Origin of the sequence: Burkholderia sp. 22PA0099, from assembly GCF_047497165.1 — a bacterium.
Lineage (GTDB): Bacteria > Pseudomonadota > Gammaproteobacteria > Burkholderiales > Burkholderiaceae > Burkholderia.
Genome location: NZ_CP163165.1, coordinates 2,201,994 through 2,228,039, shown reverse-complemented (window position 1 = coordinate 2,228,039; position 26,046 = coordinate 2,201,994). Strand labels below are relative to the sequence as shown.

Below are 26,046 nucleotides of genomic sequence, written 5' to 3'. Positions count from 1 at the left end.
GTGCCGGGGTTGCGGTGCTGCGGTGCCTCAGTGCGAATGCGGCTCGTGCTGCTCGCCGCCGCCATGCGGCTGTTCGTGCTGCTGCGGTTGCGGACGCGGCTGTTCATGCGGCTGCGGCTGCGGACGCGGTTGCTCGTGCTGCTCCGGGCGCGGCTGCTCGCGGGCCGGCTCGACCGGATGCGGCATCTGCGCGTGCTGTTCACGTTGCTGCTGCTCGCGCTGTTGTTGCTGCTCCCGTTGTTGCTGTTGCTGCTGTTCGTGCTGCTGCTGTTGTTGCTCGCGTTGCTGCTGTTGTTCACGCTGCTGTTGCTGTTGGTCGCGTTGTTGCTGCTGTTCGCGCTGTTGCTGCTGTTGCTGCTGTTCGCGCTGTTGATCCATGCGCGGCGGCTCGCCGGCCGGACGCTCGTGCTCCTGCCGCTGGCCGTTCTGCATCTGCCCGCCGAAATTCGGCTGCGGCACGTGCGGCTGCCCCGGCTGCTGCGCTTGGCGGCCTGGCTCGGCATTGCCATGCTGCTGCGCCTCGAAGCCCGGACGCCCTTCCGCGCGCGGATTGCCACCCTGCCCCTGCGGCTGCGGCACGGGGCGTGCGCCCTCACGCGTATCGCCCTGCGTGAAATGCGGCATCGTCATCGCGCCCGGGTTCGCGGGCGGCAGGCCCGGCGGCCGGTGCGCATTGCCCGGCTCGCGTCCCGGCGCCTGCCCCTGCAACTGGCCCGGCGCCTGGCCAGGACTCGGGCGGCCTTCGTTGTGGTTGTCGATCCGCGTGTTGTTGTTCACCACGTTGTTGTTGTTCACGACGTTGCGGTTCGTGTCGTAGTGATTGTTGATCGTCGTGTTGTTGATGTGGTTGACGACCGTGGTCGAACGCGACACGTATGTGTTGTTGTTGTAGACCACCGCCGGACGATGCCAGCCGCCACCACCGCCACCACCGTTACCCGGGCCGTCGTTGCGGTAGCCGCCGTCGCGCCCGCGATCGCCGCCCCAGTTCATGCCCCACGCGTGCCAGCCCCAGTCGTGGTGATGGCTGATCGCGTCGCCCACCAGGATGCCGACGCCGAACGTCAGCACGCCGGCCGTCACCACCTCGCCCGTCGAATACTCGGGGCGGTGATAGGCATAGCCCGGATAGACCGGCACCGGCTGGCCGTACACCACGTTCGGGTCGTAGGTCGGCACATACACCACGTCCGGCTGGGCCGGCGCGATCACGATGGTTTGCGGCGGCGGCGGAATCACGGCCGGGCCGGCGTACACCGGCGGCTGGCCGGCCTCATCCTGATAATCGGGCGGCGGCGCCTGGCGCGCCGTGCTCGACACCGCCAGTTGCTTCGACGATTTCAGGTTGCCCGACTGCTGCGCGCGCTGGCGCATGACCTGGATCGCGTTCATCACGTCGGTCGGGTCATTGACGTAGGCCTCGCCGAGCGCGGTGGTCCACTGGATATTGCCGGCCATCTGGTTCAGCACGGCCGGGAATGCGGTCAGCGACTTCACGCTGACATCCCACGGCTGCTGGTTCGCGGCGTTCTGCAACGCGGCGCCCTTCAACGACGGATTCTGCGCGAGCCACTGGTTGGCCGCGGTGATCTGATCCGGATAGGTTGCGCCCGCAAGCACCTGGGCCACGAGCTTGTCGGGGAACAGCGCGATCGGCGCGACCATCTGTTCGAGCTGCGCGGCGGTGGGCGGCGTGTAGGGGCTGGCGGCCGAGGCCGGTTGCGCGGCGGAGGCGCCCGACGCATCGGAGGCGGCCTGCGTGGTGTCGGTGGAGTTGCCCTTGTTGCATCCGGCAAGCGCCAACAGGCTGACGATCAGCGTCGACGACACGACGGTGCCGAGAATCTTCGATGTTCCTTTCATATCCCCTTCTTGTTGTCTGGTGGCACATAGCCAGATTAACGGATGGGGACAGGGTTCGGCCTACCGACAATCTGTTACTTGTATGACGTTGTGTACTTGAAAGCTGAAGGCGAACGCCTGCCGCACAAGGTCGACAGGCGGGGTGAACGGTTCAGATGGATCACGACGTTTTTCGCCGTTTTTCCAAGTAACGGCGCCAGAGCTTTCCCATCAACCAGTATTCAATGGCTGCCAGCATCAAATTGACGACGGCAACCACGGAAAGATAAAAACCTTCGGGGTCGCTCACGCCGAATTTCTCGGATATCTCAAGCAGGCATTGCTGCTGGCTTGTCGTCATTGGCAATGGGTAGGTGTGAACAAACCGCATTGATACGGCGAACAAGCCGACAAAGAGGAGGACTTTGAATGCGCTACGGGCAAGTGTTGCCATGGGTCACTACCTCAATCCAGCCGTAAGCGTCCAACCCCGATCTGCCAGCAGGAATGGTCTTTGTGTTTAAAAATGCCCGACGGATAGCCTGGAAATCAGATTGGCTTGGCAGCGTGATGCAGCCGAACGAATGACCGGCGCCACCGGTTGGATGCAACCTGAAATTGCCGCGCTTGACTCCATGTATCCATGTCCAATCATCGATTTGGCCGTCGCAGCGATACAGAGCAAACCATTCCGCGTGATGGGTAGGCTTACCGATCAAAGAATTACCCAAATCCTTGCTCCAGGCTCCCAACTGTGAACGCACTCCTCCTTTGGGGCGATCAACGATCCAGTATCGCCCGTGCGGTAAAGGGCCATTTCCCACAATCCCGGTGCAACCACCGCTATTACGGTAAATCCCCTCGCCTGAAAAAGCCATGAACGTACCCACGCCATAAATTATCAATGGCGCGAGAGGGTTATTATTAATAATAAATTTCCCCCAAAATGCCATGATCAAGACCTCTCGTTCCAGTCATCCATGAACTTGATATTGCCATCCGTGCAATGCCATGTGATTCGCTTATCGACAGGCAGATTCAATCCGTGGCTAAAACCGACTTCGATACTTCCCTCACGTCCCTGAACGGTGACGGAGCCTTTGATATCGGAAATAGGCATTTTATTGATCCTTGGTCAGCGAAGGTCGAATGAGTGCGAAGCGTCGGCGAGCTTATCGCGCATGCGGGATAAGCAAATTGACGCTCATCAACACGCCACCTACAGTGCTGCCGCGATTAACAATAGGAGATGATCGTCATATAAAACCCACCTTTCGCAAAATGCGTCATACCCGCTATCGCAGGTTCGGAAGAGCAACGCAACATCTACATCGCTCATGCGCAGCGCACCGTCACTTGCCCTGCATCCGAACGCTAGCTGACCTGGCGGTATGCATTCCGCGTCGCCGAAGCAGGCAGCGTCAGATCGACGGGTTGGTTTACACGCTCCGACAACGAGCGAAATGCCCTTATCGATCAGTCGAACAAAACCATCTTGGCGAACATTTCACGAATCCCGGCCGTGCACGAAACATTTTGTCGCACTGCACCAGAACGTTATATCCCCTAAAATACGTCGCTTTCCGCCACGCTGCGGCCGTGTCATTCGCCTCAACACGTCACGCCGCGCCCCGATGCAGTCGATGTCTTCCCCGCCTCTCCCCCGCTTGCGCCGTGCCGGCCAGCCAAGCATCGTGCTCGCCCTGTGCGCCGCGAGCCTCGCCGCCGCCGCGCTGCTGGCGCTCTGCGCCGGCCGCTTTCCGCTGACGCCGTTGGAGGTCGTGCAGGCGTTGCATGCTGCAGCGCACCCGGCCATTTCCGCCGCGACGCTCGCGCAGTGGCACGCGATCGTCGTCGATGAAAGGCTCCCACGCCTGCTCGCCGCCGCGCTGGCCGGCGCGGCGCTCGCCACCAGCGGCGCGAGCTATCAGGCCGTGTTTCGCAACGCGCTGGTGTCGCCGGGCTGGCTCGGCGTGTTGAGCGGCGCTGCGTTCGGCGCGGCGCTCGGCATCGTCACGAGCGGCGTCGCGCCGAACGCCTGGTGGATCGAAGCCTGCGCGTTCGGGGCCGGCTGCGCCGCGATGCTGCTCGGCGTGGCGGTGGCGTGGTTGCTCGGTGGCGGCGGCACGCTGGCGTTGCTGCTCGGCGGGCTGGTCAGCAACGCGCTGTTCTCGGCGCTGCTGGCGATGGTCAAGTACGTAGCCGATCCGCTCGATCAACTGCCCGCGATCGTCTACTGGCTGCTCGGCAGCCTGGCCCAGGTCGGCTGGCCCGATCTCGGCCGCCTCGGACCGCCGCTGGCCGTCGGCGTGCTGCTGCTGTGCGCGGCCGCACCGCTGCTCGACGCGCTCTCGCAAAGCGACGACGAAGCGTTGAGCCTGGGCGTACCGGTCCATCGCATCCGGCTCGCGGTGATCGGCGTGGCCACGCTCGCGGCAGCGCTGACCGTCTCGCTCGGCGGCATGATCGGCTGGGTCGGGCTGCTGGTGCCGCATCTGGCGCGCGCCGTGGCGGGCGCCTCGAATCGCGTCGTGGTGCCGGCCTGCGCGCTGCTCGGCGCGACGGTGCTGGTGGTGGCCGATACGCTCGCGCGCAGCCTCGTCGCCTCCGAAATCCCGCTCGGCGTGATCACCGAGATCGCCGGCGCGCTCGCGTTCGGCTTCGTGCTGGTGCGCCAGCGCGGCAGGCTGCTGCGATGAGCGCGCCCAACGCACACCCTCGGGCCGCCGCCTCACTCGCCTGCGAAGGCCTGCGGTTCCGGCGCGGCGCGGCGAGCGTGCTCGACGGTATCGATCTGCACTTGCGCGGCGGCGAACTGGTCGCGCTGCTCGGCGTGAACGGCGCAGGCAAGAGCACGCTGCTGCGCCTGCTGTTCGGTGCGGCGCGGCCGGCGGCGGGCCGCGTGCTGCTCGACGGCACGCCGCTCGCCCACCAGCGCCGCCGCGACATCGCACGCCGCATCGCCTACGTACCGCAACATCACGTGCCGGCGCTGCCGCACACGGTCGAGCAGATCGTCGCGCTGGGCCGGCTGCCGCACACCGGCCTGCGGCAGCGCCTGCGCGGCGCGGACCGCGACGCCATCGACACCGCGCTCGAACGGATGCAGGTGGCCGCGCTCGCGGATCGCGACTACGCGGCGCTGTCGGGCGGCGAACGCCAGCGCGTGCTGCTGGCACGCGCGCTGGCGCAGGACGCGCCGATCCTGCTGATGGACGAGCCGCTGACCGGCCTCGACTACGGTCACCAGTTGCGCCTGCATGCCTTGCTGGCGGACCTCGCGCGCGAAGGCTACGCGATCCTGCACACCACCCACCGCCCCGACGATGCCTGCCACGCCGCCACGCGCGTGGTGGTGCTCGATCGCGGACGCCTGGCCGCCGACGGCGCGCCGCACGACGTGCTCGACGCCACCGCGATCGGCGCGTTGTACGGCACGCCCGTCGAACAGTTCGACATCGCCGGCTCGCGGTTCTTCCGCGCGCCACCGTTTCCTCCCGACTGAACCCCATGCCGACCGCTTCTCGCCCTCACTTTTGCCCCCGCCTTCCCCTGCGCCGTATCGCTTCCGCCTCGTCCCTGCTGTTCGCGATCGCCGCACCCACGTTTGCGCAGGGCGCCGAATCTGCCGCCGCCACATCGACGTCGACGGCCGCGTCCGCCAGCACCGACAAACCCACCCACACGCAAGCCATACCCGCCGTCACCGTCACCGCCCACACGCCACCCGGCCAGTCGATGCGCGTCGAGCGCGCCAACCTCGGCCCGCTCGGCGATCTGAAGCGCGTCGACACGCCGTATTCGATCAACGTCGTGCCGCAGCATGTGATCCGCGCGCAGCAGCTCAAGAGCATCGCCGATGCGCTGCGCTTCATCCCATCGGTGCAGGGCGACGGCGCGCGCCCGCAGTCGCGCGGCATCCAGGGCAGCGTGGTGCAGAACAGCCGCATCGACGGCCTCAACGCCGTGTCGACCACCGACTATCCGCTGGAGCAGTTCGATCGCATCGAAGTGCTGAACGGCCTGGCCGGCGCACTGTACGGCCCGGCCAACCCGGCCGGCACGTTCAACTACGTGCAGAAGCGGCCCACCGACAGCCGCCTGTTCCGCGTCACGCTCGGCTATGCCGGCGGCACGCGCTTCCAGCGCGAGATCGAGGCGTCGGACCGCGTCGGCCCGTCGAAGGCGATCGGCTACCGCTTCACGCTGCTCGACGAAACCGGCAGCGGCTATACCGAGCACAGCACCGTGCGCCGCCAGCTCGCGAGCCTCGCGCTCGATTTCCACCTGTCGCCGAACACCGTCATCGAAACCAACGTCAGCCGCTATCACTACGTGGCGAAGGGCTTCCCGGCCACCTTCGCGCTGGCGGGCGGCGTGCATCTCTCGGGCGCGCTCGACCCGACCAACGCCGCCTACGGCGCGGTCAACGGCGGCAGCGACAACACCACGACCACCGGCTCGATCCAGCTCAAGCACGATTTCTCTCCCGACTGGCGCCTGAGCGCGGCGGTGCTGCGGCAGATCGCCGACCGCGAATCGACCGGCATCACCGATACGCTGATCGACAACGCCGGCAACTACCGCACCACGCTGTCGACCGCCACCGCCAGCCGCTTCACGATCACCAGCAACCTCGTCTACCTGAACGGCAAGGTAAAGACGGGCAGCATCGAGCACCGCATCGGCATCGGCACCAGCGGCTTCGTGTGGGACAACTTCAACCCGGTGGCCGGCGGCACCAGCACGCTCGGCATGGGCAACCTGGCGAATCCGCAATCGGTGTTCGTGACCGGCGCGCCCGATTTCGAGCATCGCTACCAGTCCGCGCAGGCCAGCCAGCAATCGCTGCTGCTCAACGACGACATCGCGTTCTCGCCGCGCTGGTCGGTGCTGCTGGCCGGCAGCCAGAGCTGGCTGTCGACGCACAACTACAACGTGCGCGGCACGCAGACCAGCGAATCGGCCAACCAGGGGCTGTCGGGCAGCGCGAGCCTGGTGTTCAAGCCGGCCGTGAACCAGAGCCTGTACCTGACCTACGCCGACAGCCTGCAGCAAGGCGACACCGCGCCCACCGGCTCGGCCAACGCGGGCAACATCCTCGATCCGTACCGCAGCAAGCAGTGGGAGGTCGGCTACAAGGTGGCGTTCTCGCGCTGGAACACCTCGCTGGCCGCATTCCGCATCACGCGGCCGTATGCGTACACGATGGCCGACGGCATCTACCGCACCGGCGGCGAGCAGCGCAACCTCGGCGTGGAATGGATGCTCGACGGCCACCTGACGCGCAACCTGTCGCTGTTCGGCGGCGTCGCGTGGCTCGACCCGCGCCTGTTCGACACCGGCGACGCGAGCACCGACGGCAAGCAGATCGTCGGGCTGCCGAAATACACCGTGAACCTGCTGGCCGAATACGACGTGCGGCAGGTGCCGGGGCTGGCCGCCGACGTCAACCTGCACTACGTGGGCGTGCGCCCCACCGACAACGCCAACAGCGGCTCGGCGGCCGCGTACGCCACCGTCGATCTCGGCGTGCGCTACCTGACCAGCGTGTTCGAGCGCGCCGTCACGCTGCGGCTGGCGGTCGACAACCTGACGAACCGCCAGTACTGGACCAACATCGTGCCGGGCGGCCTGAACGGCTATACGGGTGCGGGCAACGCCACAGCGCAGCTCGGCGCGCCGCGCACCGTGATGGCGTCGGTGGAGTTCGAACTGTGATGCGTCTCCTTTCTTTTCATGCACGGTGCACGGTCCGGATGGCCGCACAGGCCGTCGTGCTGGCCGGTGCCCTCGCCGCGCCGCTCGCGCACGCGGAACCGAAGCAGCGCATCGCCGATCTCTGGTATGCGCACAACGCTGTGGTGCTGATGCTCGGTGCGGCCGACCGCGTGGTGGCCACCGTCGCGCGGCCGCAGGCGTTCCCCTGGATGATGCAGGTCGCGCCGGCAATGCGGCGCGCGCAGCCGGTGGCGAACGGCAACCCCAATGCCGAGGATTTGCTGCGCGCGCGGGCCGACGTGGTGTTCGTGTCGCGCGGCGCGCCGTCGATCGCGGCCATGCAGCGGCTGGGCCTCGACGTGGTGCCGGTGGGCTTCGACGATTTCGATTCGATGCTGGCCTGCGTCGACCAGACCGCCGCCGCGCTCGACACGCCGCTGGCCGCGCAACGCGCGCGCGACTACCGCGCGTATCTTGGCGACACGCTCGCCGCCACGCGTCGCGCGCTCGACGCACTGCCGGATCGCACCGAGCCGCGCGTGTTGCACGTCGCCTCGCTCGCGCCGCTCAAGGTGGACGGCAGCGATACCATCGTCGATCAATGGCTGCGCGCGGCCGGCGCGCGCAACGCCGCCGACGGGATCAGCGGCAACCTGCGGCCGGTCTCGATCGAGCAGGTGCTGGCGTGGCATCCGGACGTGGTGATCCTCGGCGCGAACGCCGGCTCGATCGCGCAATCGCCGCAGCGCTCGCTGTGGCAGACGCTCGATGCGGTGCGTGACGGCCGTGTGTATCGCAATCCGGCGGGCGTGTTTCCGTGGGACCGATACGGGCCGGAGGTAGCGTTGCAGGTGCGTTGGGTGGCAGGCGTGCTGCATCCGGGGGGGTTTCCGGAGCAGCGGTTAATCGCGCAGACGCAGGATTTCTATCGGCGGTTTTTCGGGTATGAACTGTCGGCGGGGGACGCGCGGCGGATGCTGGCCGGTCAACCGCCCGGTGCCGCAGCACAATGAGACAGGTGACATTGACAACGATGACTCACGGCAAACAATTGCAGATTCATCGTCAGGGCTGTGTCAACTTAATTAGAAAGCGCCGAACAGACGATCGAGCGCGGCCAGAACCCTCGTCTGCTCGGATTTTAGCGTTCCGGTCGAAGGGCCAAGCTCACTGGTTCTTATCGCGCCTAGAAATGGCGTTTCCAGTATGAATTTTTCGCCGTCGATCTCGATGATCGGAGCCAGATCCTGCGCAACCTTGGCGGGTGTGTAACTGCCCGCCAGGTGTGTCAGCGGAATGACGACCCGTGACATCAGATCTCCCAGATGATCGCTTTGCACATCGAGCAGATAGGGCGACTTCGCCTTCGACCTGGATGACGGGTTGTTATACAAATCAAAACGTGCCATCAGAACATCCGGTGCTCGTCGAGAGGTAGGCCGTCGCGTTCAATGCGCGCATTCATCTCGGTAATGAAACCAGCGTGCTTTGCTGCCCAGACACGAGCCTCGGCTTCCTGAACTTCCTCACGCAGACCCCGTTCGCTTGCACGTGAGATGTTGACATCCAACTCTCTCGCGCGTTCGAGCAGATCAGAGGGCAACGACACGTTGGTGGGCTTGCGACTGGCTTTTCTCGTCGGGTTAGACGCGGCCGGTTCATCGGAGTGCCGCATTTGTGCAGAAATCATGTGCAGATCCTATGCGCATAAAATATGCGCACATTATTGCACATCCTTGATGAAGCCTGTCGACCGATGCCGACGATGCAGATCTTCTCGCGTCCGACAGGACAGGTCCCGAGCAGCGTCTCTGAATCGATCCGGAACCCAGCCCATCGCCCCGCCACGCTCTCACCCCTTCCCGCCGGCCCCCTTGATCGTCACCTCCGCCATCACCGACCCATCCCGCTCCCCCAACCCGGCTGCCACCGTCTCGCCCATCCGCGCGAGCACGGCGGCCAGATGCGGTGCGCGACGGCCGTGTACACCGCATCCGGCGGGCGTGTTTCCGTGGGATCGCTACGGGCCGGAGGTGGCGTTGCAGGTACGCTGGGCCGCGGGCGTGCTGCATCCGGAGGTGTTTCCGGCGCAGCAGTTGATCGCGCAGACGCAGGATTTCTATCGGCGTTTTTTCGGGTATGCGCTGTCGGCGGGGGACGCACGGCGGATGCTGGCCGGTCAGCCGCCTGGTGCCGCAGCACAATGAGACAGATGACATTGCAGCGATGACTCACGGCAAACAATCGCAGACTCCCCGTTAGCGCCGAAAAGCCTGTCGCTTTTTGATCTGCGTCTTGGCTCGGATTGGCATTTTTCTTCATTGTCGTGCGATCTGGCAATCGCCAGATCGCTATTCAACTCAATGAAGGAAAATCAGAATGGCTGTTACTGGAAAATTCATCGTTAACAACACATGGCTGTCACCGCTCACGATTCATGGTGTTGGCACATACCAGGCATATTCAGGTGATGAAATCTACCGGAATCGAGGGGGATGCACGGCAAAGGTCGATAAAGGACCCATTCCAGCCGGAAGGTACTGGATCGTCGCACGTCCTGCTGGCGGCTTGAGTTCGAGGTTTCAAACCTGGCTCAAAGACCAGTGGAATGCCTACAAGGGAAATCCGTCCGATCACAGCGAATGGTTCGCACTGTATCGGGATGACGGGATAATCGACGATGTGACATGGATCAATGGTGTCAAGCGTGGGCAGTTCCGGTTGCATCCTGCTGGCGGTTCAGGCTTGTCATTTGGATGTATTACGCTTCCAAGCCGTGTCGATTTCATGAGAATCCGCACCGCGCTACTGCACACCAGAACCATCGTTGCCGGCCATTCCGGCCTTGACGCATACGGGACGATTGAGGTCATCACACATGGCAACACTTGTCCGTAGGCTATCGAAGATGGCGCTGTTCATCGGTTTGCTGCTTCTTTCTGTTCGCTTCATACCGATGTCCAATCACTGGTCGCTAGCCGAGACACGTGCATGGATTCGTGCGTCGGACTGGCTCGGTGTCGACGATCCCGACAACTTGTATTTCGTTGTATGGCTGACGATTGAACTGATCGCCGCCGTGCTTGCCTATGTGGCGATCGTAAAACTATGGCGGCACGGTCGGCGTTGAAAGAGGTGAAACAGGCGGAGCGATCCGGAACCCAGCCCATCACCCCGCCACGGCCTCACCCCTTCCCGCCCACCCCCTTGATCGTCACCTCCGCCATCACCGACCAATCCCGCTCCCCCAACCCGGCCGCCACCGTCTCGCCCATCCGCGCGTACACGGCGGCCAGCATCGGCAACGCGCGCCCGGCCTCGGCGGCGGCCTCCGACGCGAGCCGCAAGTCCTTCAGCCCCAGCGTCGCCTTGAACCCCGGCTCGTAGTTGCCCTGCGCGAGATTGGCCGAATAGACCTGATACGAACGGCTGCCGAACAGCGTGCCGAGGATCAGCTCGAAGAAGCGTTCGCGCCCGAGCCCGTTCGCCTCGGTCAGCACGACGGCCTCGGCCATCGCCTCGATCGCCATCGTGATCATCATGTTGCAGGCGATCTTCGCGGCGTTGGCGGCCGGCGCTTCCTCGCCCATGTCCCAGATCCGCCCGCCGATCACCTCCAGCAGCGGCCGGATCGCGTTCACGGCGTCGGGTTTGCCGCCCGCCAGCACGTTCAGCTCGCCGCGCGCGGCCACGTCGGGCCGGCCGAGCACCGGCGCGGACACGTAGCCCACGCCGGCCGCCGCATGCAGCGCGACCAACTCGTGCGCGAACGCCACCGAAATGGTGGACGCCACCACATGCACGAGGCCCGGCCGCGCCCGGGCCAGCAGGCCCGGGGCGATCAGCGTCTCGCGGATCGCCGCGTCGTCGGAAAGCATGGTCAGCAGCGCGTCGCCGTCGAGCAGGTCGGCCGGCGACGCGGCCCGCGTCACGCCCTCCACGCTCGCGCCGGAACGGCTCCACGCCCGCACGTCGTGGCCGGCCGCCGCTAGATTGCGCGCCATCGCGCGCCCCATGGCGCCCAGGCCGATGATGCCGATTTTCATAGTGGATTCCTCAGGATCGAAAACGGCCTCAAGCGCCGAAACCGCCGTCGATGGTATGCATCGCGCCGGTGATACCGCGCGCGGCGGGCGATGCCAGATAAGCGACCAGGCTCGCGACATCCGCCGCGGTGCCATGGCGGCGAATCGCCATGTAGCTGCGCATCTGCTCGGCGAGCGGGCCGTTGGCGGGGTTCATGTCGGTGTCGGTCGGGCCGGGCTGCACGACGTTGACGGTGATGCCGCGCGCGCCGAAATCGCGCGCGAGGCCGCGTGTCATGCCTTGCAGCGCCGATTTGCTCATGCCGTACGCGGCGGCGCCCTCGAACGGCACCGTGTCGCCGTTCACCGAGCCGATCGAGATGATCCGGCCGCCGTCGGGCATCAGGCGCGCGGCCTCGACGCTGGCGTGATACGCGCCGCGCACGTTGACGTCGATCAGGCGATCGATGGCGTCGGCGTCGAGCGTGAGCGGATCGCCGCCGACGAACAGCCCGGCGTTGTAGACGAACACGTCGAGCGGGCCGGCCTCGCGCACGACGGCCAGCAACGCATCGCGGTCGGCCGCGTCCGCCCGCACGGCCTGCGCGCCGGTATCCTTCGCCACCGCCTCGGCCGCCGCCTGCGAGCCCGCCCAAGTGAATCGCACCGTCGCACCGGCCGACGCGAACCACGCCACGATGGCCGCGCCGATGCCGCGGCTGCCGCCCACCACCATCACCGATTTGCCTTGCCAGCCTGCTGCTTCCGTATTCATCGCATGAACTCCTTGAAATAAATTAGCGATCACTATAAATTTCGAGTCACGACAACGCAAGGTATTTTTGTAGTGGATGCTAATTTAATCAACGGCGGTAAACCCGGGCGTGGCCGCCCGCGTGCATTCGACCCCGATACCGCGCTCGAGGTGGGCCAGCGCATGTTCCATGCGGCCGGCTACGACGCGGTCGGCCTCAGCGCGTTGACCGATGCGCTCGGCATCAAGGCCCCGAGCTTCTATTCGGCGTTCGGCAGCAAGGCGGCGTTCTTCCGTCAGGTGCTGGAGCGCTACGCGGGCACGGCGCTCGCGCTGGACGGCATCCTGGTGCCGGGCCGCCCGCCCGCCGACGCGCTGGCCGAGCTGATCGGCAGCGCGGCGCGCACCTATGCGCGCGATCCCGAACGGCCGGGCTGCCTCGTGCTGGAAGCCGCGCGCGGCGGCGAGGCGAGCGAGAGCGCGCAACTGGCCTGCGAGGTGGCCGAATGGCGGCGCGTGCAAGTCCGCGAATTCGTGGCGGCCACGCATCCCGAGCAGGCCGCCACCGCCACCGATTACGTGTCGGCCGTGATGTCGGGCCTGTCGGCCGGCGCGCGTCAGGGCTGGGACGAGGCGCGGCTCTGCGCGGTGGCCGACGTGTCGGCGGCGGGCCTCGCGCAGTTGCTGCCCTGAGCGGGTTGCCCTTGGCCAACTGCCGGGCCGGCCGTCATCGCCACGCGAGCACGGCCAGCACGCCGAGCGCCAGCGCAATCAGCACCAGCCCCGAGACGCGCTCCAGCCACGGCAGGATGCGCGTGAAGCGCCGCAGCACGATGCGGTTGCCGATCGTCAGCGCCACCAGCGCGTCCCACAGCAGCACCACGCCGCCCATCCATGCGCCGTAGAACAGCTTCCAGCCCGCGCTCGCATACGGGCCGCTCAACATCGCGGCGAGGCTCGCGTAGAACAACGCGTTCTTCGGATTGAGGATGCCGGACAGGAAACCCATCCCCATGGCGCGCCCCCACGCCGCAAGCGGCCGAGCGCGAGCCGCGCCGGAAGCGCGTGTTGCGGACACCTGAAGATCGCTGCCGCCCGCGTGGCGCACGAACAGCACGCCGAGCCACAGCAGATAGACGCAACCGGCCAGTTGCAGGCCCGCGAACCACGCGCTGCCGGGCCGCAACGCCGAGGTGCCCGCAAACGCGGCGACGATGAACACGCCGTTGGCCAGCGCGATGCCGAGGCACGCGCCGCTGGCCACGCGCCAGCCGGCCGACAGCGAGGTGCGGGCGATCAGGAAGAAATCCGGCCCGGGGGACAGCAGCGCCAGGAAATGCGCCGCGGCGATCATCAGGAAGACTTGCATATCCGGCATCAGCGAAGAACGGGCTCGCAGTGTGCCGGCCGCGCGGTGCGCGGTATTGAAGGAAATTGCGGCTCAGGCGCGGAACGTGCCGGGCGTCACGCCCGCGTAGGCCTTGAACACGCGCTGGAAATGCGCCTGATCGGCGAAACCGAGATGCTGGGCCACGGCGGCCAGGCTGTCGCCGTCGCGAATCCGCGCCCGCGCGAGGTTGATGCGCTGGTTCAGTTGCCAGACATGCGGCGTCATGCCGGTCACCGCGCGAAACGCACGGATCAACTGATAGCGGCTCATGCCGGCCAGGCGCGCGAGGCCGTCGAGCGCGATGTCGCTGTCGGGTTCGGCGCGCAGGCAGTCGAGCGCGGGGCGAATCCGGTCGGCCAGATGCGCGGGAGCGGCCGGCGGCGCGATCGGCAGGCCCTGCGCCGCATCGCACGCACCGACGAATTCGATCAGCGCCGCTTCCTTGTCGCGGACATCGGCGTCGGAACACAGCAGCGCGTTCAGTTCGCAGCACTGCGCGTAGAGCGCGGGGTTCGTCACGATGCGGATCGGTTCGTCATCCTTGGCATCTTGCGGCACGGCCGGCGCGTATTCCTGGCGGACGGCATCGCGCCAGTTCGCATCGATGTGCAGCATCTGGTAGCTCCAGGCCTCGCCGGGCTCGGGGTTGCAGGCATGCACGCGATGCGCCGGCACCAGCACGAGCATGCCGGGTTGCAAACCGATCGGGCCGCCGGGCGCGCCGGTGAACACGCTCGCACCGCCGTCCACCGCGCCGACCGAGAACGTCGGATGGTGATGCGGCTTGTAGCAGGCGCGGCTGCGGCAGGCACGCCGGCTTTCGACGAACGGGAGGGCTGGGTCGCGCCAGAACGATTGGCGGGCGTCTCGGCGAGCGGCGGCGGTGGACGACACGAGGGCTGTGGCGCTGGGGGTGGCAGGGGCGGAAAACTCGGTGGCGGTGGCGCTGTGCGTGGCGGGAGCAGAAGACGCGGGAGCGGTAACGCTGTGCGTGGCGGGGGCGGAAGACACGGTGGCAATGACGCTGTGCGTGGCGGGGAGCGTCAGTATGCGGGAAGGCGGACCGAACCGGTGGCAGACGCGGCGCCACATGTGGCGGCAGATACGCCGGCACATGCCGTGATCGATACGACCGGCCGATGCACTGCCCGCCGCCTCACCCCGCCGTCTTGCGCGCCCGCCCCCGTTTCGCCTTCGGCCTGGCCTGCGCAGCCTCCTCCTCCGCCTCGGCCTCGCGCAGCAGCCAATCGCGCAGCGCCGTCACCCCGGCCGCCGCCTGCCCGCGCCGCGTGCAGAACGCAAACGCGCCGCCGCCCGCCACGAACCCGAGCGGCGCGACCAGCCGACCGGCCGCGATCTCGCGCTCCACCAGCAAGGCCGGCGCGATCGCCACGCCCAGCCGCGCCGCGGCCGCCTCCAGCATCAACGACAGGTGATCGAAGCGCCGCCCGCCGCCGAAGCCCGCCGCATCCAGCCCCTGCGCGGCGGCCCAATCGGCCCAGGCCTGCGGATTCGAACGGGTATGGAGCAGCGCCTGCCCCGGCAACGCGCCGGCGGCCACGATCCGATGCGGCCAGTCCGGCGCGCACACCGGCCCGATCCGCTCCTCGAACAGCGCCACGGCCTCGATCTGGCGCGGCCACGCCCGCCCGCTGACGATTAGCGCATCGACCACCTGCGCCTCCAGGTCGGCCAGCGCGGCGCTCGTCTGCAAACGCACGCGAATCTCGGGGTGTGCGGCCTCGAAGCGCTCCAGGCGCGGAATCACCCAATTGGCGAGCAGGCTGCCCGGCGCGCCCACCACGATCTCGGCCGCCTCGCCCGGCCCGGCGATCTCGGCGCAGCGGCTTTCCAGCAGCGCCAGCGCGCGGTCGGCGGCGTCGTGCAGCGCCAGCCCGGCCGCCGTCAGGCGCACGCCCGACGCATGCCGCACGAACAGCGGCTTGCCGAACCAATCTTCGAGTTGACGAACCTGGTGGCTGACGGCGCCGTGCGTGACGCACAGCTCCTCGGCCGCGCCGGAAAAGCTGGCGCGCCGGGCGGCGGCGTCGAACACGCGCAGGGCGTTGAGCGGGGGCAGGCGGCGCATCGGGTTTGGCTGTGAATTTTCCTCACGGCATTCTGCGAGAAATCCTCGCTATTGCAAAGTTTTCTTCGCATCTAGACTGCAATCCATCTCATATCTCCTTGTCGATGGATCGCCGTCATGCCGCACAGCCTCGCCCCGCTCCTGCCGTTCGTCGTCGTGGCCTTTTCGATGTGGGCCACGCCGGGGCCGAACAACATGATGCTGATGGTATCGGGCGCGCGCTTCGGCCTGCGCCGCACGCTGCCGCAACTGTTCGGAATCCTGACCGGCACGCTGCTGTTGAGCACGCTCGGTATCGTGCTGCTCGAACCGGTGATCGCCACGTGGCCGCGCAGCGTGCTGCTGCTGAAGATCGTCGGCACGGTGTGGCTGGTGCGGATCGGCTGGCGCATGGCGCACGCGCGCCTCGGCGACAGCCCCGGCGACGCGCAACCGATGCGCTACCTGCCCGCCACGCTGTTCCAGTTCACCAACCCGAAGGCGATCACCGGCACGGTGGCGCTGGCCTCGCTGGCGCTGTCGGCCACGCATGCGAACCCGTGGCTGCCGGCCGCCGCGCTGCTGACGGCGCCGCCGCTGTGCCTGATCGCGAACGGCTCGTGGGCGCTGGCCGGGCGCAGCTTGCGGCGGCTCCTGTCGACGCCGCTGCGCTGGCGCGTGTTCACGCTGGGCACCGGTTTCGTAACGGCGGGCTGCGCGGTGTTTCTGTGGACCTGAGCGCGGGGGGCGGGCGCGGCGCTATCGCCGCGGCGCCGAACTGGCGTAGCATCGACGCGATTTCCTGCGTTGCCCGCCCCCTCGCCATCCCGGAACGACCGATGACCGATTCGCTTTACGCCAGCGCCGACCGCTATTTCACCGAGCACTTCCGGCTCGATCTCGGCACGCTGCTCGCACCGATTTCCGCCGATGCCCCCAGCGGGCGCTCGATGCGCGCCACCCCCTACTACACGGCATTGCGCCAGGCGCGCGCGCAGGACGACCCGTCGCTGCCCGTCGGGGTGTGGGAGCGGCCGCGCCACCGGCAAGGCACCGACTGGATGAAGGTCGGCATGCTGGCCGCCGGCATGTTGGCGCATCAGAGCAAGGATTTGCAGTTGCTGACCTGGCTGTTCGAGGCGCAGATCCAGCAGCACGGCTTCGACGGCATCGCACCGCCGCTCGTGCTGTTGCGCGAAACCTGCGCGCGCTTCTGGGACACGATGCTGCCCGACGACGCCAACGACCATTTCGAGCAACGCGAGGCGCTGCTGCGCCTGATGGACGAAAAAAATCTCGCCACGCTGCGCCTCGCCACGCTGGTGGAAAGCGAGGGGCGGCCCGCATTCAGTTGGGCCGATTGGGAACGGGCGGTGCGCGACGACCAGGAACACCGGGCCGGCCATCAGGCCGCCGATACAAGCGCGGCGAGCCTGCCGGAATTGCAGTTCACGCTGGGCGCGGCCTCCAGCGAATCGCTGGCCGCGCGGCACGCGGCGCTGGGCGACGGGCTGGCCGCGCTCGATGCACTGCGCGACGCCCTGGCGCCGCGCTTCGGCAACGCCACGCCGCCGATCGGCCGGCTGCACGCGCTGCTGGAACAGATCCGCGCATGGCTGGGCCACGAGCTGCAACGGCGCGGGCTGGCGGCGCAGGAAGCAGCGCCGGCGGCCACCGAAGCGCCCGTTGCAAATGCAACGATCTCCGAACCCATCGGCGGCACCGCCGACGCCGCGCCCCCAACCGAAGCCCTCACCGCCGACCTGTTGCGCGAACGCGCCCAGGCTTACGCGCGGCTGGCCGAGATCGCCGCATGGTTGATGCGCATCGAGCCGCACAGCCCCGCGCCGTATCTGGTTCGCACCGCCGTCGAGTGGAGCGCGCTGCCGACGCCCGAGCTGTACGACAAGGTTTTCGTGCAGATGGGCGGGCAACTCGATGTTTTCACGATGCTCGGCATCGCGAGGCCGCAGGACAAGGCGTAAGTGCAGCCGTCACGCCGTCGCATCGTTCAAGCGGCGTCGCCACAGCATGCGATCGCCCACCTTCCGCACCTCCGTCACGCCGCGCTGCGCAAGCAATTCAAGCGCCGCGCGCGTCACGTCGAGCGTCAGTTCGGTCTCCTGCGCATCGAGCCAGAAGCGCTGCACGCCCTCCACCGTATCGACCGCCGCAGGGCGTTCGGCGAGGTATCGCGCAATGTATGCGGCGGTGTTTTCGATCAAATCGTGGTTCATGACCAAGCGGCTCGCGGCCGGATATTCGCAAGACCGCGAGCTTACCGCAGCGGCGCAGCCGCTCAGAAATTGAACTGGTCGATATTGCCCGCATCGAACGTGGTCGGCGGCCCGAGCACGACCTCGCCGTTCTTGCCGATGGTGCGCGCGCCGAGCTTGCCCGCGTCGAAGCGCTCGCCTTCCTTGCCGGTGATCGTGCCCGAGGCGAGGTTCGCGGCGGCGTAAGCGGCCAGATAACCGAGCTGACCCGGGTCCCACAGCTGGAACGCCTTGACGGTGCCGTTCTTCACGAACGCGCGCATCTGGTTCGGCGTGCCCAGCCCCGTCACGGCCACCTTGCCCTTGCTCGACGATGTCGAGATATAGCGCGCGGCCGCCACGATCCCCACCGAGGTGGGCGCGACGATCGCCTTCAGGTTCGGATAGGCCTGCAACAGGCCTTGCGTCTCGACGAAGGATTTCTGATCGTCGTCGTTGCCGTAGGCGATCTTGACGAGCTTGAGCTTCGCGTATTCGGGCTTCTTCAATTCCTCCTGCATCCAGTGAATCCAGGTGTTCTGGTTGGTCGCGTTCGGCGTGGCCGACAAAATCGCGAACTCGCCCTCGCCGCCCGTCAGCTTCGCGACGAGCTGGATCTGGCCGCGCCCGATGCTCTCGGCGTTGGCCTGGTTGACGAAGATCTCCCGGCCATCCGGTGCGGTGTCCGAATCGAACGTCACCACCTTCACGCCCTGCGACATGGCGCGTTTCAGATAAGGCACCAGCGCGTTGGCATCGTTGGCGGCGATCACGATCGCGTTCTGCCGCTGGGTGGTCAGCGTGTTGATGTATTGCACCTGCGAAGACGCCCCCGCATCCGACGGCCCCACCACCTTGCCCTGCCCCTTCAGTTCCTTGATGGCGGCCATGCCGCCGTCGTCGGCGATCACCTCGTACGGGTTGTTGATCTGTTTCGGCACGAAGGCGATCTTCAGGCCTTCCTTGACGCCGGCCGCCTGCGCGGGCGCGGCGCCCAGCGCGGCAAACGTGGTGAGCGTGGCAAGCGCCGCCAGGCTCAGGCAGGCGGCCGCGCGCGCGGCCGAGTGAGGAAATCGATGCATGCTGGTGTCTCCGATGTAAGGCCGGCGTGTATGGCTGAGATGCGAGCCCGGCCATGTTGATATGCAAGACGAAACAACGAACGCGGCGTTCGACGCTCAGCGAGACAGCGTGCGCCGGTGCAGCCGCCGCGCATGCCAGCTCGCGGCGAGGTTCGGGATCAGCACCGACGACAGCAGCAGCACGCCGGTGACGATCGTCAGCGCTTCGCTCGATACGTCGACGAGCGTCAGCGCGTTCTTCAGGATGCCGACGATCAGCAGCGACAGCAGCACGCCATACAGCGAGCCGCGCCCGCCGAAGATGCTGACGCCGCCGAACAGCACGGCCGCGATCACGGCCAGCTCGAAGCCCTCGCCGTTGTCGCCGCGCGCGCTGGTGAAGCGCAGCGTGTAGACCACTCCGGCCAGCGCGCTCATGAAGCCGGACAGCACGAACAGGCGCAGCTTGGTGCGCGCCACGGCGATGCCCGAAAACGTGGCGGCGGCCGGGTTCGCACCGATCGCATAGAGGCTGCGGCCGAATGCGCTGGCCTGCAGCAGCACCGTGAACAGCACGGCCGCGACGATCACGATCACGAACGGCTCGGGCAGGAAACTGCCGCCCACCGTGTTCATGCCGAACGCCGTGTAGCCGGGCGGGAAATCGGCGATGGCCTGATCGCCGAGCAGCACGTAGGCCAGCCCGCGAAACAGCGCGAGCGTGCCGATCGTCACGGCCAGCGACGGCAGCCGGAAACGCACGATCACCCAGCCGTTGAACAGGCCCGCCAGCGTGCCGGCCGCCAGCGCCGCCGCGATCACCGCCGGCATCGGCCAGCCCAGATGCCAGAGCACGCCCATCAGCGCGCTCGACGCGCCGAGGATCGACGCCACCGACAAGTCGATCTCGCCCGTCACGATGATCAGCGTCATGGTCAGCGCCATCAGCGCGATCTCGCCGATGTCGAGCAGGATGTTGGCGAGGTTCGACGCGTCGAGGAACACCGGCGACAGCACGCGCCCGAGCACCAGCGACAGCACCAGGATCACGGCCAGCAGGCTTTCCCAGCCCAATGCGGTGGCGCTGCGCGCGCCCTTGCGAGATATATCAGCCATGATCGCGTTTCCTCATCATGCGTTTGGCGACCGAGCGGGCCAGCAGCGTGTCGGCCGTCACGGCGGCCACGATCAGCGCGCCCTCGATCGCCTGTTCCCAGAACGGCGAGACATGCAGCACGGCCAGCGCGATGCTGATCACGCCGAGCACCAGCGCCCCGAGCGCGGCGCCGAGTATCGTGCCCACCCCGCCGTTGATCGCCACGCTGCCCACCACCGCGGCGGCCACCACCTGCAACTCGATGCCCTTGCCGGTGCTGGCGTCGGCCGTGCCGAAGCGCGCCAGCCACAGCGCGCCGGCCAGCCCGGCCAGCGCGCCGGAAATCAGGAAGCCGGCCAGCACGCGGCGGTCCACGCGAATCCCGGCGAGGCGCGCGGCCTCGGGGTTCGAGCCGATCGCGTAGTGCTCGCGCCCGGCCCGGTAGCGCTTCAGGTAAACCGACAGGCCGGCGAGCAGCACCACCGTGATCAGCACCAGCACCGGCACGCCGAGCACCGCGCCGGTGGCCAGCCGCGAATAGGCATCGGGCAAGTTGCCGGCGTTGATCTGGCCGCCGTGCACCCAGGCGTAATCGGCGCCGCGCAGGATATAGAGCATCGACAGCGTCGCGACCAGCGAAGGCACGCGCCCGTACGCCACCAGCAGCCCGTTCACGCCGCCCGCGGCCAGCCCGATCGCCACGCCCGCCGCGAGCGCCACCGGCACCGGCATCTGCGGGAACGCCACATAGAGGCTGCCGACCCCGTAGGCGCCCAGCCCCACCACCGAGCCGACCGACAGATCGATATGCCGCATCAGCATCACGATCGTCATGCCGGCCGTCAGCAGGCCGATGATCGAGACGTTGAGCAGCACGTCGCGCAGGTTCTGCAGGTTGAGGAATTGCGGCCGCGCGAGCGCCGTGCCGCCCACCAGCAACAGCAGGACAACGAACAAGGTGGTTTCGCGGCTGCGCGCGATCGCGGCGGCCAGCGCCGCCGCCGGGTGGCGCACCGCGGATTCGGCTGGGTTCATGGTCGGGGTTCCGGTGGTCATGCGGCACGCTCCAGCGACGGATCGCGCCCGCCGAGCGCGGCGCGCATGATACGCTCCTCGCTGGCCTCGGCGCGGGGAATATCGGCGCGGATGCGCCCCTCGTGCATCACCAGCACGCGGTCGGCCATGCCGAGCACCTCGGGCAGTTCGCTCGAAATCATCAGCACCGCCATGCCGTCGCGCACCAGGTCGGCCAGCGCGGCGTACACCTCGGCCTTGGCGCCCACGTCGATGCCGCGCGTGGGTTCATCGACGATCAGCACGGCCGGCCCGGTCGCGAGCCACTTGCCGAGCACCACCTTCTGCTGGTTGCCGCCCGACAGCGTGCCCACCGGCAGCCGCAAGTCGCCCGCCTTCAGCCGCAGCTTCGCGCCCCACTCGCCGGCCAGCGCCAGCTCGCGCGCGGCCGACACCAGCCCGAAGCGCGCGAGCCGCCCGAGCACCGTCATCGACGCATTGCGCGCGATGCTCAACTCCAGCGCGAGGCCCTGCTCGCGGCGATCCTCGGGCACCATCGCCAGGCCGGCGCGCACTGCCCGCCCCGGGTCGCCCGGCGCGAGCCGCTTGCCGGCCACCGCGATCTCGCCCGCGTCGAGCGGATCGATGCCGAACACGGCGCGCGCCACCTCGCTGCGCCCCGCCCCCACCAGCCCGGCCAGCGCGACGATCTCGCCCGCGTGCACGTCGAACGACACGTCCTTGAACACGCCGATGCGCGTCAGCCCGCGCACCGACAGCCGCACCGCGCCGCGTTCGACCTCGGCCTTCGGATAGAACGTGGCCAGATCGCGGCCCACCATCGTCGCGACAATCTTCGTGGTACTGAGCGTCTCGGTGGGCGCGTCGAACACCTTGGCGCCGTCGCGCATGATCGTGACGTGACGCGCCAGCGCGAACACTTCCTCCAGCCGGTGCGTGATGAACAGCACCGCCGCGCCGCGCTCGCACAGCGTGCGCACGATCGCGAACAGCCGCTCCACCTCGGGCCGCGACAGCGCGGCGGTGGGTTCGTCCATCACCAGCACGTTGGCGTCGAGCGACAGCGCCTTGGCGATCTCGATCACCTGCTGATCGGCGATCGACAGGCCGCGCACGCGTTGCTGCGCTTGCAGGTTCACGCCGAGCGAGGCCAGCAGCACGGCCACCTGCCTTTCCATCGCCGCGTAATCGATGCGGCCGAGCCGGTCGAGCGGCTGGCGGCCCATGTAGATGTTTTCGGCGATCGACAGATCGAAGAACAGCGTCGGCTCCTGGTAGATCACGGCGATGCCGGCCGCGCGCGCGTCCGAGGGCGAGGCGAAGCGCCGCTCCGCGCCATCCACGCGCAACACGCCGGTGTCCGGCGCATGCACGCCCGCGAGGATCTTCACCAGCGTGGATTTGCCCGCGCCGTTCTCGCCGAGCAGCGCATGCACTTCGCCCGCTTGCAGCACCAGCTCGCCGCCGATCAGCGCGCGCACCGCGCCGAACGACTTGCTCGCGCCGCTCAGTTCGAGGCGCGGCGGGACCGCCTTGTCAGGTGTCGCCAAGTTCGTCTCCGTTGTATGTATGTTGGTCTTGCCGGGGTACGCATCGAGCGCCGCTAGATCCGGTACACGCGTTCGGCATTGGCCGAGAACAGCAGCCGGCGCTCGTCGTCCGACACGCCGCCGACGATCCGCGCATAGGCGCGCCACAGCGCCTCGTAGCCGCCGAACAGGCGATCCACCGGGAAATTCGAGGCGAACATCGCGCGCGTCACGCCGAACGCGTCGATCGCATCGAGCACGTAGGGCCGCAGGCTCTCGACCGTCCACGCGTGATCGAACATCGCCAGCCCACTCAGCTTGACCGACACGTTCGGGCAGGCCGCCAGCGCGCGCAGGCCGTCGCGCCAGGCGCGAAACCCGGCCGGCGTGTCTCGATCGACGAACATGCCCGCGTGATCGAGCACGATGGGGATGTCCGGATGCGCGCGCGCGAGCTTCGCCGCTTCGGGCATCTGCGCGGGATAGAGCTGCATGTCGAACGACAGGCCGTAACGCGCGAGCAGCCCGAACTGCCGCCGCCATGCCGGGTCGGCGAGGTAGTCGCGCGCCACGTAGTTGTAAAGCGGATCGGCGTGCACGTTGAGGATCTGGCGGATGCCGCGCACGTTGGCGAACGCGGCATGCGCGGCCAGCACGACCTCGGCATCGGGCGCGGACAGATCCGCCGCCGCGACGATGCCGTGCGGCAGCCCCGCGTGGCCGGCCGACCGATCGTCCGCCAGCGTGTGCAGCCAGCGCGTTTCTTCCACGGGCCGGGCCGGGTCGAAGTTCGCCTCCACATGCACGACCTTCGCGATCTCGATCTCGCCCGCCTCGCGCAGCAAATCGGCCGGCAGATAATCGTGCGCGAGATCGCGCGCATCGCCCACGAACGACGTGCCGGGCTTCGCCAGCCACGGATAATCGCCGCCGGCGGGCCGCCAGAAATGCACATGCGGATCCACTACTCGCATCGTCGGGCTCCTTGCGCTCGAGGCGCGCACATCGATTCAGGGAAGATGAAACAACGGCGCGAGCGGCACCTGCACGGGCGAGCCGTCGGGCTCGGTCTGCATGATGTCGGCCATGGCGTCCCACCATTTGCGCATCACCGGCTCGGCGGCCAGCGCATCCATGCGATGGCCCGGCTCGCGCTTGAGCACAGCGAACAGGTGATGGGTGGCCTCGTCGAGAAAGATCCAGTAATCGCGGATGCCGGCCGCGCGCAGCGCGTCGGTCAGTTCGGGCCAGATTTCGCGGTGCCGGCGCTCGTATTCGTCGCGCCGGCCCGGATCGAGCTGCATCCGGAATGCGATCGTCTCCATGATCGTGTCTCCCTCGTTGTCGCATCGGTGCGACCGCTGCATGGCGGCACGCCCGACGCGTTGCAGCGACTATAAACGCCTCGCGATAGCCAACCAATCCGTTATCATCATTGGGCGATCCAGAAAACGAATCACCCGCCCATGACCCTGCACACCACCGCGCTGTCGCTCGTCAACCGGTTGAAATTCAAGCATCTCGCGTTGCTCGTCGCGCTCGACGATTGCCGCAACGTGCATCAGGCGGCCGGCGAGATCAACGTGGCCCAGCCCAGCGCGAGCCGCATGCTCGGCGATATCGAGGATGCGTTCGGCTTCCGCCTGTTCGACAGGAATGCGAAAGGTCTTGCGCCCACCTCGCTGGGCCTGCCGGTGCTGGCCTATGCCCGGCGCGCGCTGTCGGACCTGACCCGCTTCGCCGAGGATCTCGACGTGAAGCGCCGCGGCGGCCACGGCCAATTGACGGTGGGCGCGATCATGGGCGCCGCGCCCGACGTGCTGGCGCTGGCCGTGGCCTCGCTCAAAACCGTGCGCCCGCTGCTGAACGTGCGCATCCTCGGCGAAACCAGCGATCAGATCGTGCAATTGCTGTACCGCCGCGAGGTGGACCTCGCGCTCGGCCGCCTCACCAACGCGCTGCAACACAACGATTTCCACTTCGAGCCGATCGCCGCCGAAACGCTGGTGCTGGTCACGCGCGCGCAGCATCCGCTGGCCGCGCGCGGCGAACTCACGCTGGCCGAACTCGCGCAATGGCCGTGGGTCGCGCAGCCGGTCACCAGCCCCGCGCGCGTATTGCTCGAAAACGAATTCGCGCGCGCCCGGCTCGCCACGCCGGCCAACCTCACCGAATGCGGCTCGATCTTCGCGACGCTGCAACTGGTCGAGACCTTCGACGCGATCGCCATGCTGCCCGAACCGGTGGTGCGCGATCACGTCAAGGCGCGGCTGCTGGTGGCGCTGCCGCTCGAAATCGGCAAGCGCCTGCCCGGCTACGGCATCCTCACGCGCCGCGACGAGCCGCTTTCGGAAGCGGCCGAATACTTCGTCGGCCTGCTGCGCCGCTTCTCCGACCCGGCGGTCGATGCGCTGCGCGACGCGCCCGGCGCGCCGGATTCGCCCGTGATCGTCACTGAAGGTTGACGAACAGCCCGCCATCCACCAGCAACGCCGCGCCCGTTACATAACGCGCGCGCGACGAGGCCAGGAACACCACGCAATCGGCCACTTCGTCGGGCGCCCCGAGCCGGCCCAGCGGAATGCGCTTTTCCATATAGGCGCGCTTCTCGGCATCGGCCAGGTCCTCGGCGTTCAGGTCCGTGGCGATGGTGCCCGGCAGCACCGAATTGCATCGGATTCCGTACGGTCCGAGCGCGATCGCGCACGACTGCATCAGCGAATGCACGCCGGCCTTGGTGGGCGTGTAATGCGTCTGCATGCCGCCGCCCACCAGCGCGCTGATCGAACTGGTGGCGACGATCGCGCCGCCCGTGCCCTGCTCGCGCATCTGCCGCGCCACCGCCTGCGTCACATAGAATGCGCCGTTCAGGTTCACGCCCACCGTGCGTTCCAGCACTGCGGGCGGCATGTCGAGGAACGCATGGAACGGGCAGATGCCGGCGTTGCTGGCCAGCACGTCCACCTTGCCGAACGCGCGCACCGCCTGGCGCACCAGCTCCGTGCCGGTGCCGGGCTGGGCCACGTTGCCCTCCACCGCGATCGCGCGGCGGCCGGCCCGGCCGACTTCGGCCAGCACCTCGTCGACGGCCGTGCCCCGGCCGTACGAGGCATCGTTGTCGCCCCAGTAATTGATCACCACGTCGGCGCCCTCGCGCGCGCTCGCCACCGCGATCGCGCGGCCGATCCCGCGCGAGCCGCCCGTCACGATCACCACCTTGTCCTGTAGCAGCACTTCGTCCTCCTGAATTGCGGTTGTGCGGCGGCCAGG

General features: G+C 67.6%; 30 protein-coding genes. 11 read left to right on the top strand and 19 right to left on the bottom strand.

Translation table 11 applies throughout. The features are described from left to right. Positions 1 to 27: 27 nt before the first annotated feature. The 4 genes from AB4851_RS25605 to AB4851_RS25590 all read right to left on the bottom strand — a co-directional run bounded on the left by AB4851_RS25605 (position 28) and on the right by AB4851_RS25590 (position 2,962). Complete coding sequence (locus AB4851_RS25605; protein WP_414449318.1) at positions 28 to 1,863, bottom strand: DUF3300 domain-containing protein; 1,836 nt, start codon at positions 1,861 to 1,863, stop codon at positions 28 to 30. Positions 1,864 to 2,023: 160 nt separating this feature from the next. After that, the gene (locus tag AB4851_RS25600) at positions 2,024 to 2,296 is read right to left on the bottom strand and encodes a hypothetical protein (protein WP_414449317.1); all 273 of its coding nucleotides are present in this window, start codon (positions 2,294 to 2,296) and stop codon (positions 2,024 to 2,026) included. Continuing rightward, a complete protein-coding gene (locus AB4851_RS25595) occupies positions 2,277 to 2,795 on the bottom strand; it encodes a DUF2778 domain-containing protein (protein WP_414451944.1) in 519 nt (172 codons plus the stop codon). Before AB4851_RS25595 ends, AB4851_RS25600 begins: the two co-directional genes overlap by 20 nt. A gap of 2 nt (positions 2,796 to 2,797) precedes the next feature. Beyond that, entirely contained in the window at positions 2,798 to 2,962 is a 165-nt protein-coding gene (locus AB4851_RS25590; RefSeq protein WP_414449316.1) for a hypothetical protein, read from the bottom strand. 523 nt (positions 2,963 to 3,485) lie between these two features. On the opposite strand from AB4851_RS25590, the gene AB4851_RS25585 reads away from it, so the two are divergent. From AB4851_RS25585 to AB4851_RS25570, 4 genes are read left to right on the top strand one after another with little or no spacing between them, the layout of a single operon-like run. Beyond that, positions 3,486 to 4,541: a FecCD family ABC transporter permease gene (locus tag AB4851_RS25585; protein ID WP_414449315.1), complete on the top strand. Its 1,056-nt coding sequence runs from the start codon at positions 3,486 to 3,488 to the stop codon at positions 4,539 to 4,541. Continuing rightward, positions 4,538 to 5,347 (top strand): ABC transporter ATP-binding protein, encoded by an 810-nt coding sequence (locus AB4851_RS25580; RefSeq protein WP_414449314.1) that lies wholly within the window; start codon positions 4,538 to 4,540, stop codon positions 5,345 to 5,347. The genes AB4851_RS25585 and AB4851_RS25580 overlap by 4 nt, the downstream gene beginning before the upstream one ends. A gap of 5 nt (positions 5,348 to 5,352) precedes the next feature. Further along, positions 5,353 to 7,563, top strand: coding sequence for a TonB-dependent receptor (locus AB4851_RS25575; protein ID WP_414449313.1), 2,211 nt, complete (start codon positions 5,353 to 5,355; stop codon positions 7,561 to 7,563). Between the two features lie 38 nt (positions 7,564 to 7,601). Continuing rightward, the gene (locus AB4851_RS25570; protein ID WP_414449312.1) at positions 7,602 to 8,576 is read left to right on the top strand and encodes an ABC transporter substrate-binding protein; all 975 of its coding nucleotides are present in this window, start codon (positions 7,602 to 7,604) and stop codon (positions 8,574 to 8,576) included. Between the two features lie 72 nt (positions 8,577 to 8,648). Here AB4851_RS25570 and AB4851_RS25565 read toward each other — a convergent pair whose 3' ends face one another. Together AB4851_RS25565 and AB4851_RS25560 are read right to left on the bottom strand one after the other, a co-directional pair. Beyond that, positions 8,649 to 8,972 (bottom strand): CcdB family protein, encoded by a 324-nt coding sequence (locus AB4851_RS25565; RefSeq protein ID WP_414449311.1) that lies wholly within the window; start codon positions 8,970 to 8,972, stop codon positions 8,649 to 8,651. Further along, positions 8,972 to 9,253: a type II toxin-antitoxin system CcdA family antitoxin gene (locus AB4851_RS25560; RefSeq protein ID WP_414449310.1), complete on the bottom strand. Its 282-nt coding sequence runs from the start codon at positions 9,251 to 9,253 to the stop codon at positions 8,972 to 8,974. The genes AB4851_RS25565 and AB4851_RS25560 overlap by 1 nt, the downstream gene beginning before the upstream one ends. Before the next feature lie 184 nt (positions 9,254 to 9,437). Between AB4851_RS25560 and AB4851_RS25555 the strand changes: the two genes are divergently transcribed. The 3 genes from AB4851_RS25555 (at position 9,438) to AB4851_RS25545 (ending at position 10,693) form a co-directional block, all read left to right on the top strand. Continuing rightward, positions 9,438 to 9,770, top strand: coding sequence for a hypothetical protein (locus tag AB4851_RS25555; protein ID WP_414449309.1), 333 nt, complete (start codon positions 9,438 to 9,440; stop codon positions 9,768 to 9,770). Between the two features lie 172 nt (positions 9,771 to 9,942). Further along, positions 9,943 to 10,461, top strand: coding sequence for a DUF2778 domain-containing protein (locus AB4851_RS25550; RefSeq protein ID WP_414449308.1), 519 nt, complete (start codon positions 9,943 to 9,945; stop codon positions 10,459 to 10,461). Beyond that, positions 10,442 to 10,693, top strand: a complete 252-nt coding sequence (locus tag AB4851_RS25545) for a hypothetical protein (protein WP_414449307.1) — start codon at positions 10,442 to 10,444, stop codon at positions 10,691 to 10,693. Before AB4851_RS25550 ends, AB4851_RS25545 begins: the two co-directional genes overlap by 20 nt. Before the next feature lie 55 nt (positions 10,694 to 10,748). On the opposite strand, the gene AB4851_RS25540 is transcribed toward AB4851_RS25545, so the two are convergent. Both AB4851_RS25540 and bdcA read right to left on the bottom strand, forming a co-directional pair. Beyond that, a complete protein-coding gene (locus AB4851_RS25540) occupies positions 10,749 to 11,609 on the bottom strand; it encodes an NAD(P)-dependent oxidoreductase (RefSeq protein ID WP_414449306.1) in 861 nt (286 codons plus the stop codon). A 28-nt stretch (positions 11,610 to 11,637) separates the two neighbouring features. Then, entirely contained in the window at positions 11,638 to 12,363 is a 726-nt protein-coding gene (gene bdcA, locus AB4851_RS25535; RefSeq protein WP_414449305.1) for an SDR family oxidoreductase, read from the bottom strand. A gap of 72 nt (positions 12,364 to 12,435) precedes the next feature. Here bdcA and AB4851_RS25530 point away from each other — a divergent pair, with 72 nt between their 5' ends. Next, a complete protein-coding gene (locus tag AB4851_RS25530; RefSeq protein WP_414449304.1) occupies positions 12,436 to 13,035 on the top strand; it encodes a TetR/AcrR family transcriptional regulator in 600 nt (199 codons plus the stop codon). A 34-nt stretch (positions 13,036 to 13,069) separates the two neighbouring features. On the opposite strand, the gene AB4851_RS25525 is transcribed toward AB4851_RS25530, so the two are convergent. The 3 genes from AB4851_RS25525 to AB4851_RS25515 all read right to left on the bottom strand — a co-directional run bounded on the left by AB4851_RS25525 (position 13,070) and on the right by AB4851_RS25515 (position 15,821). After that, the gene (locus tag AB4851_RS25525) at positions 13,070 to 13,711 is read right to left on the bottom strand and encodes a LysE family translocator (RefSeq protein ID WP_414449303.1); all 642 of its coding nucleotides are present in this window, start codon (positions 13,709 to 13,711) and stop codon (positions 13,070 to 13,072) included. 72 nt (positions 13,712 to 13,783) lie between these two features. Next, complete coding sequence (locus tag AB4851_RS25520) at positions 13,784 to 14,743, bottom strand: AraC family transcriptional regulator (protein WP_414449302.1); 960 nt, start codon at positions 14,741 to 14,743, stop codon at positions 13,784 to 13,786. Between the two features lie 145 nt (positions 14,744 to 14,888). Then, positions 14,889 to 15,821 carry a LysR substrate-binding domain-containing protein gene (locus AB4851_RS25515; RefSeq protein ID WP_414449301.1) on the bottom strand — a complete coding sequence of 311 codons (933 nt, stop codon included), beginning with the start codon at positions 15,819 to 15,821 and terminating at the stop codon, positions 14,889 to 14,891. A gap of 117 nt (positions 15,822 to 15,938) precedes the next feature. Between AB4851_RS25515 and AB4851_RS25510 the strand changes: the two genes are divergently transcribed. After that, a complete protein-coding gene (locus AB4851_RS25510; RefSeq protein ID WP_414449300.1) occupies positions 15,939 to 16,538 on the top strand; it encodes a LysE family translocator in 600 nt (199 codons plus the stop codon). Between the two features lie 101 nt (positions 16,539 to 16,639). Next, a complete protein-coding gene (gene tssA / locus AB4851_RS25505; RefSeq protein ID WP_414449299.1) occupies positions 16,640 to 17,785 on the top strand; it encodes a type VI secretion system protein TssA in 1,146 nt (381 codons plus the stop codon). A 9-nt stretch (positions 17,786 to 17,794) separates the two neighbouring features. On the opposite strand, the gene AB4851_RS25500 is transcribed toward tssA, so the two are convergent. The 7 genes from AB4851_RS25500 to rhaM form a co-directional block, all read right to left on the bottom strand. Further along, positions 17,795 to 18,037, bottom strand: coding sequence for a hypothetical protein (locus tag AB4851_RS25500; protein ID WP_414449298.1), 243 nt, complete (start codon positions 18,035 to 18,037; stop codon positions 17,795 to 17,797). A gap of 62 nt (positions 18,038 to 18,099) precedes the next feature. Continuing rightward, positions 18,100 to 19,137, bottom strand: coding sequence for a rhamnose ABC transporter substrate-binding protein (gene rhaS, locus AB4851_RS25495; protein WP_414449297.1), 1,038 nt, complete (start codon positions 19,135 to 19,137; stop codon positions 18,100 to 18,102). A 96-nt stretch (positions 19,138 to 19,233) separates the two neighbouring features. Beyond that, positions 19,234 to 20,232, bottom strand: coding sequence for an ABC transporter permease (locus AB4851_RS25490; RefSeq protein WP_414449296.1), 999 nt, complete (start codon positions 20,230 to 20,232; stop codon positions 19,234 to 19,236). Further along, positions 20,225 to 21,247: an ABC transporter permease gene (locus AB4851_RS25485; RefSeq protein WP_414451943.1), complete on the bottom strand. Its 1,023-nt coding sequence runs from the start codon at positions 21,245 to 21,247 to the stop codon at positions 20,225 to 20,227. The genes AB4851_RS25490 and AB4851_RS25485 overlap by 8 nt, the downstream gene beginning before the upstream one ends. Positions 21,248 to 21,264: 17 nt before the next feature. Further along, entirely contained in the window at positions 21,265 to 22,797 is a 1,533-nt protein-coding gene (locus AB4851_RS25480) for a sugar ABC transporter ATP-binding protein (protein ID WP_414449295.1), read from the bottom strand. Positions 22,798 to 22,850: 53 nt separating this feature from the next. Beyond that, positions 22,851 to 23,750, bottom strand: a complete 900-nt coding sequence (locus AB4851_RS25475; RefSeq protein ID WP_414449294.1) for an amidohydrolase family protein — start codon at positions 23,748 to 23,750, stop codon at positions 22,851 to 22,853. Between the two features lie 36 nt (positions 23,751 to 23,786). Beyond that, on the bottom strand, positions 23,787 to 24,101 hold the full coding sequence (rhaM, locus tag AB4851_RS25470; RefSeq protein WP_414449293.1) for an L-rhamnose mutarotase: 315 nt from the start codon (positions 24,099 to 24,101) through the stop codon (positions 23,787 to 23,789). A 141-nt stretch (positions 24,102 to 24,242) separates the two neighbouring features. On the opposite strand from rhaM, the gene AB4851_RS25465 reads away from it, so the two are divergent. Further along, positions 24,243 to 25,241 (top strand): LysR family transcriptional regulator, encoded by a 999-nt coding sequence (locus AB4851_RS25465; protein WP_414449292.1) that lies wholly within the window; start codon positions 24,243 to 24,245, stop codon positions 25,239 to 25,241. Here the strand turns inward: AB4851_RS25465 and AB4851_RS25460 are convergent. Beyond that, entirely contained in the window at positions 25,228 to 26,010 is a 783-nt protein-coding gene (locus tag AB4851_RS25460; protein ID WP_414449291.1) for an SDR family NAD(P)-dependent oxidoreductase, read from the bottom strand. The two genes, AB4851_RS25465 and AB4851_RS25460, sit on opposite strands and share 14 nt — an antisense overlap. Positions 26,011 to 26,046: the final 36 nt, after the last annotated feature.